Genomic DNA, 18,719 nt, shown 5'->3' with positions numbered 1-18,719 from the left:
CTTATGAATCTAATCTACAAATAATTTCACCAGTAAACTCTATATATAAATCATCTTTTACTTTAGAGACTTCATCTAGATTTTCTAAAACAAAAGAGTTTATATCTTCATTTACATCATAAGATTCACCTTTATCTTTTGATAAAAGTAATTCCATCGCTGCGTATTTTTCAAATATTTTATCTAATTCATCACTTACAATTTCACTTGAAGCGTGTTTGACGACATCTAAAAATTTTGATTTAGGTGTTCCAAATAAAATATCATCCATATTATTTTTCTAATCTCACTCTTACAGATTTTGCATGGGCTGTTAGACCTTCTGTATCTGCCAATAATGCACAAGCTTCGCCAAGTTCATCAATCGCTTCTTGTGAGAAACTTATGATTGAAGATTTTTTCAAAAAGTTTTCCACATTTAATGGACTATAAAACTTGGCTGTACTTCCAGTTGGAAGTGTATGATTTGGTCCTGCTATATAATCACCTATTGGCTCAGGAGTATTTTTACCTAAGAAAATAGCACCTGCATGTTTTATTTTTGGCAATAATTCAAAAGCATTGTTAGTCATTATTTCTAGATGTTCTGGTGCTATTTCATTCATATATTTTATAGCTTCATCCATATCTTTTGCAATGATTATAACACCTCTTTCATCAATAGATTTTTTAGCTATTTCACGTCTGCTTAACTCTTGTAAAAATCTATCAACTTCTATTGAAGTAAGTTCTGCCACTTTGTCACAAGTTGTTATCATAATAGAACTTGCCATTTCATCATGTTCTGCTTGAGAAAGTAAATCAATAGCTAAAAACCTAGGGTTTGCACTTGCATCACTTAAGATTCCAATCTCACTTGGACCTGCAATCATGTCAATATTTACTTCCCCAAAAACTAACTTTTTAGCAGTTGCAACAAATATATTTCCAGGTCCTGTTATAACATCTACTTTAGGAATAGTCTCAGTCCCATAAGCCATAGCAGCAATAGCACTTGCACCACCTACTTTAAATGCTTTTTTAATTCCACAAATATGACATGCTGCAAGAAGAAGTTCATTAATCTCATCATTTGGAGTTGGAGTGCATACAACTATCTCTTCAACACCTGCAACTATTGCTGGAATTGCATTCATAAGTAAGCTACTTGGGTATGCAGCTTTTCCACCAGGGATATAAAGTCCTGCTCTATCAACCGCACTTACTTTTTGTCCTAAAATTGTTCCATTTTTTTCAAAATCAATCCAAGATTTTGGTAGTTGTTTTTCATGGTAAGCTTTAATTCTATCATATGCTATATGAAGTGATTTTTTTAATTTTTCATCAATATTCTCATAAGCTTTTTTCATATCATCAATTGATATTTCTAAATCACTATCTTCTTTTACTTCCCATTTGTCAAATTTTGAAATATGCTCTTTTATTGCACCATTTCCTTTTTCAACAATCTCATCAATAATATTTGTAACTATTGCAGAAACACCTTTGATATCAGTTTTTGCTCTTGCTTGTATATTTTCAAACTCTTCTTTAAAATTTGAATCTGTAGTATTTATTATTTTCATTTAGTCCTCATTCACACTTGCTTATTAATTCTTTAATAATATCTTCCATATCTCTAGCTTCCACATCAACTATTACATCAGATACTTTTTCATACTCTTTAATTCTTGTTTCATAAAGTTTTTTTGCTTCATCAAGATTTTTAAGAAGTGGTCTTTTATCTAGTTTTTGTTTGGCATTTGGAGCATCATTAATTCTTTTTAAGATACCTTCAAAAGAGGATTTCAAATAAACAACTTTACCAATATTTTTAATATTTTCTTGCCTATAAAATCCACCACCTGTTGATATAACGGTGTTTGTAATTGATTTTTCTAACCACAAAGCACATTGTTTTTCCAAGTCTCTAAAATAAGATTCACCTTCATCTTTGAAAATTGTTTTAATTTTCTTTTTTGTGATACTCTCTATTAAGTCATCTGTATCAATAGAAAATCTACCACTAGATTTAAACAAAGCTCGTGCAATGGTACCCTTACCTACACCCATAAAACCGATTAGTATAATATTGTTTTTATTCATAACTTGCGATTATAGCTAAATAAAATTAAAACTTTAAAGAATAGGCAAATAAATGAGGAAATTAGCACCTTTATATTTTTTATTTTCCCACTCAAACTCTTCATTTCTCACTTCAATTTTTCCATTAATGTGGTTTTCAATAATTTGATGAGTCATGTATAAACCAATACCAGTACCATTACTTTTATGTTTTGTAGTAAAGTATGGTTCAAAAACTTTATCGATTATATCCTTTGGAACTCCGCCTGCATTATCTTTTATTGATAAAACTAAATATTTGTCTTCTTTAAAAACATCAAAAAATATAAATTTATTTTCATTCACATTATTTAAATTTAAGGCATCTTTTGCGTTATTAAATATATTAACAGTTGCTTGAATTAATTCATTAAGATAAGTATTTATCTCTAAATTTTCACACTTATTATTTGTAAAAATTGTAATTCCATTATCTTTTAAAGTACTATTTATCAGATTTTTATTTTTATCAATGATAAAAGTTGATGTAACCCGAGTCTTTTCTTTATCTGATTTATAAAAATTTCTAAAATCATCTATAGTTTGAGACAAGTATTGTGCTGATTCATTCATACTATCCAATGAAGAAATAATATTTTCTTCATCATATTTACCTACCATAAGTTTTAGTTTTAAGCCCGTAGATACTGCACTAATAACACTTAATGGTTGTCTCCATTGGTGTGCAATATTTCCAATCATCTCACCCATTGCTGCCATTTTTGATTGTTTGAAAAATAACATCTCTTTTTCTTTTATATCTCTTAAGTCAATTAAACTTATAACATAAACAGCTTTCCCCTCAAAAGCAGTTGTTTTTACTTTTATTAAAGAAGGAATTATATTATTATCTTTATCTTTTATATTTATTTCAAAAGGTTCGTCTTTTATGTATAAGTTTTTTATAATCTCTCGTCTTGAACCACTCTCAAGAAAGTTTAAAATATTTTTTCCTATTAATTCTTTTTTTTCTTTATATCCTAAGAGTTTTAAAGCATTTTCATTTGTATCTATACAAATATTCTTTTCAATCACAAAAATAGAATCCATAGTTGAACTAAGAAGCATTTCAAAACTTTTTAAAGTATGTTCTAACTCTTTTTGCATTCTTTTAAATTGATTATTACTCTCTTTTAATTTATTTCTTTGTTCTTGAATTTTCTTATTTTTATTAATCAATTCTTTTTGTCTATAACTAATCAGAAGTATTACTATTAAAAATCCAATAGTAACTTTCCATAATAAAGAGTAATCAATACCCTTATCAAACTTTATATTTATCCATTTATTTAGAATTTCTTGCTTTTTATCTTCAGGAATATTTTCTATAACTTTATTAAAAATCTCCAATAACTCCAAATCATCTTTTTGAACCCCAATACTTAAATCTAAAGCTTCATCAAATTTTCCTACTATTTTTAGTTCAGTTGTATACTCTTTTTGAATTTTATATCCAACAACAGATAAACAATCGATATATCCAAAAACCTCACCTGAGAGTACTTTATGCAATCCCTCTTCAATTGAATTTACTTCAACAATATTATTGTAATTATATTTTTCTTTTAAAATATCAACAATTCCATAATTTTTTACTACTGCTAATTTTCTTTTTCCTATGATTTTTTTTACATCAGGAACAAATAATTCATCATTTTTTGTAACAACAACAAAATTTGAAGAGATATATGGTTTTGTAAAATTAATATACTTTTCTCTCTCTTTCGTATCCATGGCAAGGGAAAGAATATCACACTTTTTTTCTTTTAATTTTTCTAAACTATCACTCCAACTATTTGTGGGTACTAAAATAATTGGTACATGTAATATACTTTGGAAATAATCCATATACTCTTTACTTATACCAATATATCTACCATTTTGTATTTTTTCTAAAGGCATCCAATTAGGATCAATACAAACATTGATTTTCTTTTTATTTTGTAAATATTCTTTATTTTTAGTGTTAAAAAGATCATTCTTTTTGTAATAGTTATTTTTAAATACAATATCTTTATTCGTAATATTTTTACTTAAATTAGAACTTTCTATTTTTTCAAGTATGCTTCCAACAAATTCACTTCTAATACTACCTATGTCATATATATCTGGCATGATTAGTTTTTCAATTTCATCAGCTTCAAATAATAATGCATCTTTTGATTTTAGTTTTGAGTATTTGTAATAAATGATATTTACAATCTCTTTTTTATGACTAAAGGCATATTCCCAACCTTTATTTGTAGCATCAATAAATTTTCTTATTTGTTCAGGGTTCTTATCTACTGTACTTTTTAGTGAAAATAAATTAAGACTAAAAGTAGCTAAGTCATAATTTGAAGGATCGATTATATTATATGGTATTTTTGACTTTTTGATTTCGTATAGTTCATTTGATAAATATGCAGTTATAATATCTACTTTGCCATTTAAAAAATCTTCTGATGAAAAATGATGTGGCTCAATCTTTTTAAAATCACTTTTTTTGATTGAGAATTTTTTTAGCAATTCTGATAAAACAGATTTCTCTAATTCGTTTTTACTTGCCATTATAACTTTATTTTTAAAATCATATGGAGTAATAATATCTTGTTTTGATACAAATACTAAACCAGACTTTTTCATATAATTTGCTAAAAGTATTAGAGGTTTTTTATCATTGTAATATTCAAATAATGATAAATCAAAAATACCAAAATCAGCTTTTTCATTTGTCACATCATCTATTATATTTGTATCTTTTGTAAATTCTCTTATATCTACATCAAGTCCGATATCTTTATAATAACCTTTTTCATATGCTGTTATAAAACCTGCAAATTCAAACTGATATTTCCAATTTAATTGAAGGGATACTTTCTCTAATTCTTTAGAAAAAAGAGCAGAATAAAAGAATAATAATATTAATAGTAATTTATTTATTTTCATTATTCACTATTTTAGTAGATTTAAACTTAAAGATATTTGTTTTTATATCTACTTACCATACTTTCATTACCTAAAATTCCGCCTTGATGTATATACAAAATTTCACTTTCATTAAAATATTTTGATGATACCAAAGTGAGCCAACCTAAACTATCATAAAGTAAATCAAACTCTATATTTGTTTGACTTAAAAGATTTAAATGCATTTCATAAAACTCTTTATAAAGCTTTCCAAAGTGATATTTCTTTTTAGTTTTTATTATTGTAGGATGTTTGGTTTCATCACTGTTTAATTGCAAAAACTGCTTTTTAAGATAGTTTTCATCACCTACACAAGGAGAAGTTAATACTTCTACATCTAAATGTTTTTGTAAAAAAAGTGCTGTTGTTCCAGTACCACTTGGTAAATAAATTTTTAGATTTTCTTTTTTATTTTCTTTTATCCAAGTGTTTATTTCATGGGCTAATATCTTTATTCCATATTCAGCTTCTTTTACTCTTCCCCCCTCTTCTATATATACAAAATCTTTTTCATCTTTTAAAATTTCTTTTTCTACATACTCTTGACTTGTCAAATCATCTTTTTGTATTTCTATTATATTTGCACCATTTTTTAATGCCTCTTTATAATTTCCTTGAGGATTCTTTTTTAAAAAAGAAGCTATGTGAGAGACATAAAAATCTAGTTTTACATTTTTTATTTTTGCTAAAACAGACAAAGAGTACAAAGAGTTCGCTTGGGGTGAACCAAAAGAGATGATTTTTTTAATACCATTAAAGTCTTTGTTTAAAAAATAGTAAAATTTTCTTGCTTTATTACCTGAGAACTCTTTACTTAATAAATCATCTCTTTTAATAAAAACTTGATGATTTTGAAAATTTATTGAATCAATTCTTGAGTTTATATATTCCATTAAACTTATTATACTAAAATAACTAAAAAATTTGGAGTAAGTAATGGATTTAATGCAATATGTTGATAAGGGTGGTATTATTGTTTATATTCTTATTTTTTTAAACATAATAGGATTTACTATTATTATTTGGAAATTCTTTACACTTCCAAGAAAAAATGCCATGGTTAAAAAAATAAGAGATAAAGTAAATACTCAAAATGGTCTTACAATATATGCCCAAATAGAATATGAAGTAAAAAAATTAGAGGCTGGTTTAACTTATGTAAAAAACATAGCTTCTATAGCTCCACTTTTAGGGCTTCTTGGTACAGTTTATGGAGTATTTAAATCTTTTGAAGCAATTACAAAAAATGGACTAGGAGATCCAAGTATTTTTTCTAATGGTATCTCTATTGCCTTGATTACTACAATTGCTGGACTTATTGTTGCTATACCACATCATATTGCTTATAATCATTTTATTTCACAAATAGATTCTATAGAATTAAAAGCAAAAAAAGAGATTGTTAAATCATGAAAAGAAGAGAGTCTTTAGGTATGGATTTAACACCCATTATTGATGTGGTGTTTATTTTGCTCATATTTTTTATAGTTACTTCTGTATTTAAAAAAGAAGAATTAGCTTTAGTTTTAGATTTACCAAAATCAAATGCTAAAGAGACTGAAGTCTCAAAGGATGAGATATTTATAGAACTTTCACCTACAAAACTTGCTATAAAAGGAATAGAAGTGTCATTTGAATCATTAGAAGACAATCTCAAACAAATAAAAGATAAAACAAAGCCACTAATAATTCGGATTGATGAAAAAGTTCAATATAAAAGAGTAGTAAAAGTTTTGGACTTATTGCAAAAATATAACTTAAATAATTTAGCATTAATAACGGAAAAACAAACTTCAAATGAATAGATAAAATAATTATTTTTTTAGTTTATTTATAAAGAAATTATTTTTTTTTTGCTATTATAAACAAAAAACTTCGATAATATCGAATCAAGGCACCATATGATAAAAAAATATTCTGATGAAATAATTCTTATTTTATTAATTTTAATAATTTCTCCCATTTTAATTGAACTTAATTTATTTGAAAATATATACAAATTCACTCGTGATTATGAAAAATATAGTGTAGATGAATTCTTTTTAGTTTTTATTTCTATATTAATTGCATCTTCACTTTACGCACTTAAAAAACTTAAAGATTTAAAGAAAATTAGAAAAGAACTTATTGCAGTAAATGAAATTGATTCTCTTACTAAATTAAAAAATAGAAATGCATTTTTAAATGTTGATGACAGAGAATATAATTATGTAGTACTTTTAAATGTTATTGATTTTGGTGTTTTTAATAAGTATCTTGGATTTAAAAAAGCTGATAAACTTTTAGTAATGATTTCAAATGAATTAAACTCCATAGTAAAAGAAAATTTAGAAGTAAATCTTTATAGAATTTATGGAGATGAATTTGCATTTTACTGTAATGAAAATGATATTGAACATTCTATAAAAAGAATAAAACTTCTATTTGAAAAAAAGTCTTTCCTTCTTGATAAAAATGAATTCACTATTCACTTAAATTTTGCCTATTCAGATAAAACACCTAAATATCTCACTGCTCTTTCTGCGTTAAGATATGCCCGAAATAGTATTCATAAAAGCATTTATCATTATACTGAAAATATTGATATGAAATCAGATTCATTAGAAATGTTAACTACTTTAGAAAATGGATTTAAGGACAAAAGAGTAATTCCTGTTTACCAAGCAATTTATGATAATAAGAACAAATTAACATATAAATATGAAGCTTTAGTTAGAATAAAAGAAAAAGGGACTTTATTAAGTCCTTATTTGTTTATAGATGTGGCAAAGAAGTTTAAACTTTATCATAAAATTACAAGAAATATTTTTGAGCATACATTCAATGACTTTAAGGATCTTACAGATGAATTTTCAATAAATTTATCTTATATTGATGTTATAAATCAACACACAAATGAATTTATATTTAAAATGCTTGAATCACACCCAAATGTTGCAAATCGACTAACAATAGAATTTTTAGAAACAGAAAATATAATGGATTATGAATTTTTGATTCAATTTACAAATCAATTAAGAAAATATGGTACAAAAGTTGCATTAGATGATTTTGGTTCAGGATACTCTAATTGGAACAATATATTAAAACTAAAACCTGATTATTTAAAAATAGATGGTAGTCTTATTCAAAACCTTGTAAATAACCAAAATAATATAAATATTATCAAACTAATTGTAGAGTTTTCTAAAATTAATGGTATTAAAACTGTTGCAGAATTTGTTGATAATGAAAAACTTGCTCAATTAATTATTGATTTAGGTATAGATTATTCACAAGGTTACCTTTATGCTCAACCAAAAGAAAAACACTTAATTTGGGGAAATTAATACACTAAACTTCTTATTTTTAATTTATGCTTACTATTAGTATATATGTTAATCATATTCTTGCTAGAATTAAATAGTTTTAAATTATTCCAAGGAGTTTAAACTTGAAAAATAGACTTAATTTATTAAAAATAATTTCAATTATACTTTTATATACTTTTTTTGCAACTGGCTGCACAGAAAATGAAAACAATAAAAAGAAACTAAAAGAATACACACACTACTATCCTTCTGAAAGAATTACATCAGACATAGATAGACATGAAACTGTATATGTTCCTGTATATTCTCATGTTTATACATCTGATGAAAAGTATGAACTAATGGGTATTACACTTAGTGTTAGAAATACAGATTTTAAACAAAATATGTGGATAAAAAAAATATCTTATTATAGTACACAAGGTGAACTTCTAGAATCATATGTTTCAAAATCTCATGAATTAAACCCTATGGCTTCAATTGATTTTGTTGTTGATTTAAATGATATAAGAGGTGGTTCAGGAGCAAACTTCATTGTGGAATGGGAAGGTTCAAAAACTTTATCTAATCCAATTATCCAAGCTGTTATGGTAAATAATTCTGGAAATAAAGCATTTTCTTTTATCACTAATGGAGAAAATTTAAAATAAATTGTAAAAGTACTTAAATTTGATATAAATTAAGAAGATAATAGCTTCTTAATTTTATATCAATTTTATTTTTTTAAAGGATAATATTCTTTTTAAATATCCTATTCTTTTACTTCTTTAAAAAAAGAATTTTTATTCCATCCTCCACCTAAACTTTTATAAACAGTTAATCCTGAACTTAAGAGTGCTTGTTTAGTTGTTATAGTATCAATCTGAGCTATAAGAAAATCATATTCCGCATCTTTAAGATTTATATAATCAGAATAACCATTCTCATACTGTTTTTGTGAAATTTTATAAATCTCCTCTAAGTTTTTTTCATAACTAATTTGTTGCACTAATCGTTCTGATAATGAATGTCTTATATTTAAAGCATCATAAACCTCTTGAAATGCTAATTGAACTGTTTGTCTATAAGCTAATATTGCTAATTCTTTATTTGTTTTAGCTGTTCGTACATTAGCATTAACTTTCCCCCAATTTAAAAATGGCATAGAAATATTTCCACCATAACTATTAGTTCCAGATTTGGATCCTACTAAACTAGTTAATTGAAGGCTTTCATATCCTAAAATTCCAGATAATGAGATTGAAGGAAAATATTCAGCTTTTGCAACACCAACTTGAGAATTAGTTGCTATCAATTTTTGTTCGGCTTCTTGAATATCTGGTCGTTTATTTAAAATATCAGATGATAAATTAGAAGGTACAACAATATCATTAGGCAATTTTTTTGCAAAATTTTCATTTTTAAAATTTATAATCTCTTTTGGAGATTTACCAATCAATGTTGCAAGAGCACTCTCTTGCAAATTAATTGATTGTTTAATCTCATTTTTTAATAATTTAACTCGATTAAGCTCTGCTTTTTTCTGAAATAAAATATTTTGAATAATTATACCAGAAGAGTATTGTCTATTAGAAATTTTTAAACTCTCCTCTTTTGCATTTACTGCCTTTTGTATCACATCAAGTTTTTCATACAAACTGATTAAAATAAAATAACTATCTGCTACATTTGAAGCTAGTGCTAATTTTACTGTATCTTTTTGAGCATAAGAAGAAATCAATAAAGCTTTTGAAGCTTTTTGGGCTTCTCTAACTTTTCCCCATAAATCAACTTCATAATTTAAAACACCACTTAAGGAAAAGTTATTATAAGTATTATGTTTACTATTTTGAAATGTATTTGCACTAGTTTTTGTTTTTTCCCCATCCGCTCCAAGATTAAGACTTGGATATCTATCTGAAGTACTACTTGTTAAAATTGCTCTTGCTAAAGAGATATTTAACATTGTCTCTTGTAGATTATAGTTATTTTTAAAAGCTTCATCTATTAATAACGAAAGTCTTTTGTCCTTATACTTTTCCCACCAAGTATTATCAATTAAAGTTTTATTTTCATTTGAATTTAAACTAGATTCTTGTGGAAAATCCATTTTTGGAACTTCAAGTTTAGGAGATAAAGAACACCCGGCAAGAAGCACTGACACTAAAGATAAAAGTATAAGATTATTCTTCATCATGTTTTTTTCCTTTTTTTGTAAATTTTGTATTTAATCGAGCTAACCAATTATAGAAAAGTGGAATAAAAAATATTGCAATGCAAGTTGCTGCAATCATTCCTCCAAGAACACCTGTACCAATAGCATGTCTACTCCCCGCTCCTGCACCTGAACTAATTACCAAAGGAACAACTCCAATAGTAAAAGCAAGTGAAGTCATAACAATGGGTCTAAATCTTAAACGTGCTGCCTCTAGGGTTGCATCAAAAACTGATTTACCACTTTTTTGAGCTTGCATTGCAAATTCAATAATTAATATGGCATTTTTAGCTGATAATCCAATCAATACTAATAGTCCAATTTGAAAGTAAATATCATTACTTAACCCTCTCATATAAACAGCCAAGATTGCACCAAAAACTGCGAATGGCACAGAAGTTACAACTGCAAGTGGCATTAACCATCTTTCATATTGAGCTGCAAGAATCAGGAAAATAAATACAATACCAAAAATGAAGGCTTGCGTTCCACTTCCATTCATCGCCTTTTCTTGAAATGATGTTCCAGCCCAAGCAGGAACATAACCCTGTGGTGCTATTTGTTTAACAACTTCCTCTATAGCTTTTAAAGCATCTCCTGATGTATATCCAGGCGCAGGTTCTCCTACAATTTTTGCTGCGCTGAATACATTAAATCTATCAACAACATCAGGTCCAATGCTACGTTTATATTTAACTAAAGAGCTAATAGGAATCAATTTCCCAGAATTTGATCTAACAAATACATCTTTCATATCTTCAGGTTTTTCTCTAAAATCTGTATCTGATTGAACATTTACTTGATATGTTCTACCAAATAAATTAAAATCATTTACATAATATGTACCAAAAGTTGATTGAAGTGTTCTAAATACATCATTAATAGAAATTCCTAATGATTTTGCTTTTTCACGATCAAGTGTCATTTCATATTGTGGAACAGCTGTGTTTAGTGTACTTCTTACCATAGTTAATTCTGGTCGTTTTCTTGCAGCATCGATTACTTTTTGAACAACACCATTTAAGTCATTTAACGAACCACCTGTTCTATCTTGTAAATACATTTCAAATCCACCTGTAAGACTTAGTCCAAAAATTGGAGGTGGATTTACCGTAAAGATACTCGCAGCTGCAATTTGTGAAAAAGCACCATTGTATACTTTACTTAACTCTATGGAGTGTTGAGCAGAATCTTTTCTTTCATCCCAATCTTTTAATATAAGAAAGTCTGTTGCTGAACTCGTTTTTCTTGCTCCACTAATAAAATCATATCCTGAAATAACAACTGAATCAATCAAGTTTTTATTTTTTAAAGCTATATTGTCAACCTCACTCATAACATCACGTGTACGACTTAAAGTAGAAGCTGGTGGTAAATTAACAAAAGAAATTAAATAACCCTTATCTTCCATTGGTACAAGACTTGATGGCACTTTTTGGAAAAGTTGATATGTAATTCCCATCAAGGCAGCAAATATAATAATACTTATAACTCCATGACGAATTACATTACTCACACCTTTTGTAAACATATTAGTAAGACGATCAAAAAATTCATTGAACTTTCTCATAAACCAAAATGGTTTGGGTTCATGTTTTCTTAAAAAAATTGCACATAAAGCAGGAGTTAATGTTAAGGCTACCATACCTGAAATTACAACTGAAATTACAATTGTAACTGCAAATTGTTGATACATTGACCCTGTAAATCCACCCATAAATGTAACTGGAATAAATACAGCACAAAGAACAAGTACAATAGCAATAACCGGTCCAGTTACCTCTTTCATTGCTTGAATAGTGGCATCTTTAACTGAGATATCACGTCTTGTGTGCAAAATTCGTTCAACATTTTCAATAACAATAATAGCATCATCCACAACAATACCAATAGCCAGAACCAATCCAAAAAGTGTTAAAAGATTGATTGAATACCCAAGTACATACATTCCTGCAAATGTACCAATAATAGAAATAGGAATAGCAATAACAGGAATAATAGTTGCTCTAATATTTTGTAAAAAAAGATAAACAATTAATACAACTAATAATAATGCCTCTAAAAGCGTTTTAACCACTTCTTGGACAGATATTTTAATAAATTTTGTAGTATCATAAGGCACTTTGTATTCTAAACCTTTAGGAAAAGTTTTTGATAATTTTTTCATAACGGCATCAACTCTTTGTGCAGTACCTAAAGCATTTGCTCCTGATTGTAAAAATATTCCAATAGGTACCATTGGTTTACCATTAAGTGTTGCTGTAACGTCATAAGATTTAGCACCTAGTTCTACTCTTGCTACATCTTTAATTCGAAGAGTTGAACCATCTTTATTTGATTTTAAAATAATATTTTCAAACTCTTTTACCTTATCAAATCTACCTTGAGTAGTAACAGTGTAAGTAAATGCTTGAGTTGATTTAGAAGGTGTTTGATTAAATCTTCCTGTTGCAAATTGTGAATTTTGTTCTGATATAGCTGAAATCACATCATTTGGTGTAAGATTAAATTTAGATAATTGATCAGGTTTCATCCAAATACGCATTGAATAATCATAATTACCAAATAGCGCTGCATCACCAACACCTTCAACTCTTTTTAATTCATCAAGAATATTAACTAAAGCATAATTAGCCATATAAATTTGATCAAAAGAATTATTTGGAGATTGCAAAGCAATAAATTCTATAATAGATTCAGACTTTTTACGAACAGTTACCCCTTGAGTTTGTACTTCACTTGGTAAATTAGCCAAAGCAGCTTGTACTCTATTATTTACATTAACAGCAGCTTGATCTGGATCTGTACCAATTTTAAAATAAACATTAATTTGTAATGTACCAGCTGATGAAGCAGTAGAAGACATATAAATCATATCTTCAACACCATTAATTTGTTGTTCTATTGGAGCAGCTACTGTTTTAGAAATAGTTTCTGCACTTGCTCCATTATAAGTAGCTTGAACTGTAACTTGTGGAGGTATTACTTGGGGATATTCTTCAATTGGTAAACCTCTTATACCCATTAAACCTGCAATAATAATCACCAAAGATAAAACCGTAGCAAAGATTGGACGATTAATAAAAAATTTAGAAAACATTTTTATTCCTTAATTGTCGATGCACTTACTAGTACACCTGGACGTAACTTTGTAAGATTATTAGTAATTACTAAATCTTGATTTTCTAAACCACTATCAATAATATATTTATCTTTATATGTACTACCAACTTTGACATCAACTTTAACAACTTTCCCATCTTTTGCAACTAATACATAAGAGCCTAAAGCATCTTGAAGTAGTGCTTTTTGTGGAATAGCGATAGCACCTTTATAAATCAAACCTTTTATATCTACTCTTACAAATAATCCTGGAATTAAAGTATTACTTTTATTAGAAAATGTTGCTCTTGCTTTTATTGTAGATGTTTCATTGTCAACAAAACTATCAAGAAAATCTAAACTACCAATATCTTTATATTCGCTATTATCTGGCATTATTATGTGAACAGCCAATTTCGCTTGAGCAATATCATTCCAAGTACCATTATTTAAGCCATATCTTTTTTTAAGTAAATCAATATCAGGTAAAGAAAACTCAGCATAAATAGGATCCATCTGTGTAATTGTTGTTAATGTCATAGTTTCGCTATTATTCCCAACATAACTACCAATATCTTGTGCATTAAAACTTGTCATACCACTAATTGTTGCTTTTACGTTTGTATAATTAAAATCAATTTGCGCTTTTTTTAAAGTTGCTTGTGATAACTTTAACTTAGCTTCTGCTATTTCATAACTTGATAAGGCTTCATCTCTATCTTTTTGACTTATTGCATTTTGTACAAATAACTTGCTAATTCGATTCCAGTTTCTAGTAGCTACTTTTAAATTTGCCTCTTCAACCTCTTTTTGAGCTTGAGCTTCTTTAAGCAAAGCTCCATAACGAGAAGAATCAATTTGATATAACAACTTACCTTCTTTAACAAAACTTCCCTCTTTAAAGTGTTTATTTTCTAAAATTCCACTAACTCTTGCTACAATATTAACTTGTTTAACACTTCTAATTTTTGCAGGATATTCCAAGTTAATTGGTATATCTTGTAAAAGCACTTTATACACTGAAACAAGCATTGGAGCTACTACTTGTTTTTCCATTACTTGTTTTTCATCATTTCCTGCAAAACAACCAGTTAATACGCTACTAAAAATAATAGATACTAGTGAATATTTTAAAAATTTAAAATAACTATTTTTTTTATTCATTCTCATTCCTTTTTTTAATTCTGGAATATTATCCAATTGTGACATTATTGTCAAGTAATGACTTTTATGTCGTAATTGACTTTTTTTAAATTATTAGTTAAAATATAAAAAAGGATAAACATGATTGAACTAAATGGAAAACAATATAAATGTTCATGCAATATTCCTATGGAGATAGTTGATGATAAATGGAAATTTCTAATACTTTGGAATTTATCAATTAAACCATTGAGAATTAGTGAATTATCCGAAAGAATTCCAGATACTTCACAAAGAACAATCAATAGAAAGCTAAAATCTCTAGAAGAAGTATCCCTAATAAAAAGAGTTGTATTTCCAGAAGTTCCACCTAAAGTTGAATATTCACTTACAATTCATGGAGAAAGACTTGTTGAGATATTTGAAACAATGAGAAAATGGGGAGACCAATATGCTGAAAATATGGGAGGGAAAATAGAATAAATAGTTTTTTCTTACTTCCAATAAAATACTACTAAAACTAGTATTTTCTGCCTCTTTTCAAATAGTTTACTTATAATTTTTATTTTTAGATATTTGGGAACAATTACTTCTATTGTATTTTTATTATTCTCTTTAAAGTTGGATTTCAAGGTTTATTAGAGCTTTTTAGATTGTGTGGTGGTACCGCTAGTCGGACTTGAACCGACAAGACCGAGGTCACCGGATTTTGAATCCTCCTTGTTTTATAAGTAGATTTAATGTTTCATCTTAAAAAATATCTATTTTAAGGTATTTATAGCAATATTGTTAAGAATCTTATGATATTATATTATTACACATTATGTTTCATTTTGTGTCCTAAATTGTGTCCTTAAGGTTTTTCGATGTTCATACCATTTAATTTAAAAAAATACAATACAAGTGGCTTATCATATAAAGATGATGGGCAAATACCTACACAAAAAATCCAAAATGGTAAAATAATAAACACTAACTCTATTCCATTTATTGCACCATATAAAATTCAAGTAAGAGCATCTAAAATGGTAAATGGTAAAAGAACTAATATCAAAAGGATACTAGAATATTCACCAACAAAAACATTACTTGAAGCTATTAAAGAATCCTCATTAATTTATAACAAACTAATGGCAGAGATTAATATACAAAAACATAAGAAAAATGAACTAACTGAGAATTCTCTTTTTTCATCTGTTTGGGCTCAGTATCTTAATTATAAGGTAGAACAATATAAAGGTAGAGATGACAAAACCAAATTTGATAGAAAAGAAAAAGAGGGATTTTATACTAACTATTTAGAAAATTCACTAGCGAATAAGCCCGTAAATCAAGTTACGCATGAAGATTTAATCAAAATAATTTCAAAGATGAAGAATAAAAGAACTGGTAAGCCATTGTCTGAAAGAACAAAAAGAAAAGTTTATCAATTTATTAATCCCGTATATAAATTTTTAAAAATGAGAAGAATACATATTGATTCTCCCGCGACTATGGATGGGCTACCACCACTTGACAATACACGTAAAATCGATTTATCAATTGATGAAATAAAAGATTTATTTTTAAAGTTAAAGAACTATGAATATTCACCTTTTCGAGAAGTATTTATTTGGCTAATGCACGGCAGAAGAACGAATGAAGTACTAACATTAAAATGGGAAAATATTGATTTGAAAAAAGACATCTATACTATAAAAAAAACAAACAATAAAGCTAGGGTTGACATGAGTTATATTTTAACACCTCGTTTAAAAAATACACTAATTACATTAGGAATAAAAAATAAAGGCTATGTTTTTACTGCATTGACAGACCAATCTAAACCATTAAGTGATGACACAGTAAGAGTACACTGGGAAAAGCTAAATTTAACGATAGTAAAACATCAAATTAGAAATTGTATCCAAGTATATTTGAAAAATGAACATGCAATTTCACGGGATATAGTTGACAGTATCATTGGACATAAACAGTCCGTAAATGTAGGTGACCGATATGGAAATTATCAAGAGCAAATTTTATCAAATACATTAAATTTAATGTTAGATGAAATTTTTGATGACGAATTTTCAAAAAAAATTGAAAAAAACTATGAAGAAAAAATTGAAAAATTAAAAGCTATTTTTCCGGAGAAATCCAAAAAAGAATTAGAAAATATTATAAAAACTCTCATTTAAATTAAAAAATCAATCCACTTATTTTATAATGAAACTTATATAAACTTATATAAGTTTCTCTTCAAAATGCACTTAAAATACTTACATCAATTAAAATTATAAAATGGAATAATAAATAAAAAATCATATGATTTTATACTCTTTTTTTACAAAAAATAATTTTAATATTAAGTTAATCGTAAAACAATATTAAGTTAATATTATTTTTACGATTATTTAATGTAGCTACCATAAAATAGGAGTTATAATTACTTGACAAACAAAAAAATATGACTACAATTTCATTACAAGTCTTAAGAAATGTTATAAAAATAATTTTTAAATATAACATAAACTTAAAAGTCTTAGTTCAAAAAGGAGAAAAAACATGAGTACATTAATTGCAATTGATGATAAAAAGATTAATGAAATCAATGAAAAAATTAATATTTTAATCAACTTATTCCAAGATAAGAAAATTTATATTGATAAAGATGAATATAAATTAGCAAATAAAATGTCAATATCTAAAGGTGCAAAATATTTGGCGATGAGCGAACAATTCATCAGGGATAGAATAAAGGATGGTACCTTAACAGCAGAGCGAATTGGTACTCGAATTATTAGAATTGAAAAATCACAGCTTGATAAGCTGAAAACAACAATATAAGGAAAACAAGATGAATAAAAAAATTAATATAAAAATAAAAGATACAAAGAAAGTTGAAGAATTATTGGCAGAAGTACAAAAACAATCATATGAAAGAACTATTGATTTGAAATATATTGATTATCTAACAAATGAAGCAGAAACAAAACTAAAAGAGGAACTGCATATTGCAAAAAAATATTGGGATGGGATTATCATTAATTATGGTGATGGGATGACAAAAGGCAAATATTCGTACATTGCAACATATGTAAAAATAAAATATGTGAAAAGTCAATGGATTATCATCGAGTGCTTTCGGGCAAAAGTTGGGTCAAGGATAAGCAGAATTGAATTAACAGAAGAAGCAAAATTAAATGTAAGAAATTATATACCAATGTAAAACTCAACTCCCTTAAAAAATTTGGTCATGGATTAAGAGAGAGAGTAATTAATACCCGCGACAGGTTTTAATCGTCTAATTGTACATTAATTTAGCCGATTATTCAATTATTTATTAATTAAATTAGGATAACTTATGAGTACAAAAGCATTAAATATGGCATTTGAAATAGAAATTGAGCCATCAGATAAAATGCAACTTATCGTTTTAGCTGACAATGCAGATGACACATTTCAATGCTTTCCAAGCTATGGTCGAATTGCAAAGCGAGCTTGTGTAAGCAAAAGAACAGCAATCAGAACAATTGAAAAATTTGTCAAATGTGAACTGATTGAAAAATTACCACGTTTTAAAGATAATAGGCAAAGAAGTAATATTTATAAACTTACATTTTATAAATTTAATCAAAAAAGATATATCGAAGAGACGCCAATATTCAAAAAAAAACTTATAAATCAAAATAAAAGAAATAGTGGTGACAAATTGGCACTAGTGTCATCAGATGTCACCAACCCAGTGCCACCAGATGTCACCCAGAACCACCATAGTAAAGAGATTAACTTTTACTATGCTTACTATGCTGACGATTATCTCGAAAATCTCGAAAAACTTCAAAAATCAATGTTAAATAAACAAATAGCAAAAGACAAGGCGAAGATTAAAAAAGAAATTGAAATCTAATATTTAAAAAAATATTGAATCACAA

Annotated in this window: 17 protein-coding genes; 9 read left to right on the top strand and 8 right to left on the bottom strand. The window is 27.1% G+C overall.

Annotation, left to right across the window (positions count from 1 at the left end; translation table 11 throughout):
- Position 1: 1 nt before the first annotated feature.
- Genes ACNI3D_RS03330 through ACNI3D_RS03310 form a run of 5 tightly spaced genes read right to left on the bottom strand, consistent with a single transcriptional unit; the run spans position 2 to position 5,945 of the window.
- A complete protein-coding gene (locus ACNI3D_RS03330) occupies positions 2-271 on the bottom strand; it encodes a DUF2018 family protein (protein ID WP_129100589.1) in 270 nt (89 codons plus the stop codon).
- 1 nt (position 272) lies between these two features.
- Complete coding sequence (hisD, locus tag ACNI3D_RS03325) at positions 273-1,565, bottom strand: histidinol dehydrogenase (RefSeq protein WP_129100588.1); 1,293 nt, start codon at positions 1,563-1,565, stop codon at positions 273-275.
- A gap of 7 nt (positions 1,566-1,572) precedes the next feature.
- Entirely contained in the window at positions 1,573-2,085 is a 513-nt protein-coding gene (locus ACNI3D_RS03320; RefSeq protein ID WP_258238659.1) for a shikimate kinase, read from the bottom strand.
- 33 nt (positions 2,086-2,118) lie between these two features.
- Positions 2,119-5,031 (bottom strand): ABC transporter substrate-binding protein, encoded by a 2,913-nt coding sequence (locus ACNI3D_RS03315; RefSeq protein ID WP_419768237.1) that lies wholly within the window; start codon positions 5,029-5,031, stop codon positions 2,119-2,121.
- 26 nt (positions 5,032-5,057) lie between these two features.
- Positions 5,058-5,945 (bottom strand): 1-aminocyclopropane-1-carboxylate deaminase/D-cysteine desulfhydrase, encoded by an 888-nt coding sequence (locus tag ACNI3D_RS03310; RefSeq protein ID WP_419768236.1) that lies wholly within the window; start codon positions 5,943-5,945, stop codon positions 5,058-5,060.
- Between the two features lie 43 nt (positions 5,946-5,988).
- Here ACNI3D_RS03310 and ACNI3D_RS03305 point away from each other — a divergent pair, with 43 nt between their 5' ends.
- From ACNI3D_RS03305 to ACNI3D_RS03290, 4 genes are all read left to right on the top strand, one after another.
- The gene (locus ACNI3D_RS03305; RefSeq protein ID WP_419768235.1) at positions 5,989-6,465 is read left to right on the top strand and encodes a MotA/TolQ/ExbB proton channel family protein; all 477 of its coding nucleotides are present in this window, start codon (positions 5,989-5,991) and stop codon (positions 6,463-6,465) included.
- The gene (locus tag ACNI3D_RS03300) at positions 6,462-6,857 is read left to right on the top strand and encodes an ExbD/TolR family protein (protein ID WP_129100584.1); all 396 of its coding nucleotides are present in this window, start codon (positions 6,462-6,464) and stop codon (positions 6,855-6,857) included. The genes ACNI3D_RS03305 and ACNI3D_RS03300 overlap by 4 nt, the downstream gene beginning before the upstream one ends.
- Positions 6,858-6,953: 96 nt before the next feature.
- Complete coding sequence (locus ACNI3D_RS03295; protein WP_419768234.1) at positions 6,954-8,381, top strand: EAL domain-containing protein; 1,428 nt, start codon at positions 6,954-6,956, stop codon at positions 8,379-8,381.
- A 104-nt stretch (positions 8,382-8,485) separates the two neighbouring features.
- Positions 8,486-9,013: a DUF3124 domain-containing protein gene (locus ACNI3D_RS03290; protein ID WP_419768233.1), complete on the top strand. Its 528-nt coding sequence runs from the start codon at positions 8,486-8,488 to the stop codon at positions 9,011-9,013.
- 101 nt (positions 9,014-9,114) lie between these two features.
- Here ACNI3D_RS03290 and ACNI3D_RS03285 read toward each other — a convergent pair whose 3' ends face one another.
- From ACNI3D_RS03285 to ACNI3D_RS03275, 3 genes are read right to left on the bottom strand one after another with little or no spacing between them, the layout of a single operon-like run.
- On the bottom strand, positions 9,115-10,539 hold the full coding sequence (locus ACNI3D_RS03285; protein ID WP_419768232.1) for an efflux transporter outer membrane subunit: 1,425 nt from the start codon (positions 10,537-10,539) through the stop codon (positions 9,115-9,117).
- Positions 10,526-13,657, bottom strand: coding sequence for an efflux RND transporter permease subunit (locus tag ACNI3D_RS03280; RefSeq protein ID WP_419768231.1), 3,132 nt, complete (start codon positions 13,655-13,657; stop codon positions 10,526-10,528). The genes ACNI3D_RS03285 and ACNI3D_RS03280 overlap by 14 nt, the downstream gene beginning before the upstream one ends.
- A 2-nt stretch (positions 13,658-13,659) precedes the next feature.
- The gene (locus ACNI3D_RS03275) at positions 13,660-14,823 is read right to left on the bottom strand and encodes an efflux RND transporter periplasmic adaptor subunit (protein ID WP_129100580.1); all 1,164 of its coding nucleotides are present in this window, start codon (positions 14,821-14,823) and stop codon (positions 13,660-13,662) included.
- A 120-nt stretch (positions 14,824-14,943) separates the two neighbouring features.
- Here ACNI3D_RS03275 and ACNI3D_RS03270 point away from each other — a divergent pair, with 120 nt between their 5' ends.
- The 5 genes from ACNI3D_RS03270 to ACNI3D_RS03250 all read left to right on the top strand — a co-directional run bounded on the left by ACNI3D_RS03270 (position 14,944) and on the right by ACNI3D_RS03250 (position 18,694).
- A complete protein-coding gene (locus ACNI3D_RS03270; RefSeq protein ID WP_013134442.1) occupies positions 14,944-15,285 on the top strand; it encodes a winged helix-turn-helix transcriptional regulator in 342 nt (113 codons plus the stop codon).
- Positions 15,286-15,668: 383 nt separating this feature from the next.
- Complete coding sequence (locus tag ACNI3D_RS03265) at positions 15,669-16,982, top strand: tyrosine-type recombinase/integrase (RefSeq protein ID WP_419768230.1); 1,314 nt, start codon at positions 15,669-15,671, stop codon at positions 16,980-16,982.
- A 367-nt stretch (positions 16,983-17,349) separates the two neighbouring features.
- Positions 17,350-17,631, top strand: a complete 282-nt coding sequence (locus ACNI3D_RS03260) for an excisionase family DNA-binding protein (protein ID WP_419768229.1) — start codon at positions 17,350-17,352, stop codon at positions 17,629-17,631.
- A 10-nt stretch (positions 17,632-17,641) separates the two neighbouring features.
- Positions 17,642-18,013 (top strand): hypothetical protein, encoded by a 372-nt coding sequence (locus ACNI3D_RS03255; RefSeq protein ID WP_419768228.1) that lies wholly within the window; start codon positions 17,642-17,644, stop codon positions 18,011-18,013.
- Positions 18,014-18,148: 135 nt separating this feature from the next.
- On the top strand, positions 18,149-18,694 hold the full coding sequence (locus tag ACNI3D_RS03250) for a helix-turn-helix domain-containing protein (RefSeq protein ID WP_419768227.1): 546 nt from the start codon (positions 18,149-18,151) through the stop codon (positions 18,692-18,694).
- The last annotated feature ends 25 nt before the right edge of the window (positions 18,695-18,719 follow it).

This window comes from Arcobacter siniprincipis (SeqCode) (genome assembly GCF_048571125.1).
GTDB lineage: Bacteria > Campylobacterota > Campylobacteria > Campylobacterales > Arcobacteraceae > Arcobacter > Arcobacter siniprincipis.
This window is presented reverse-complemented; position numbering and strand designations above follow the sequence as displayed.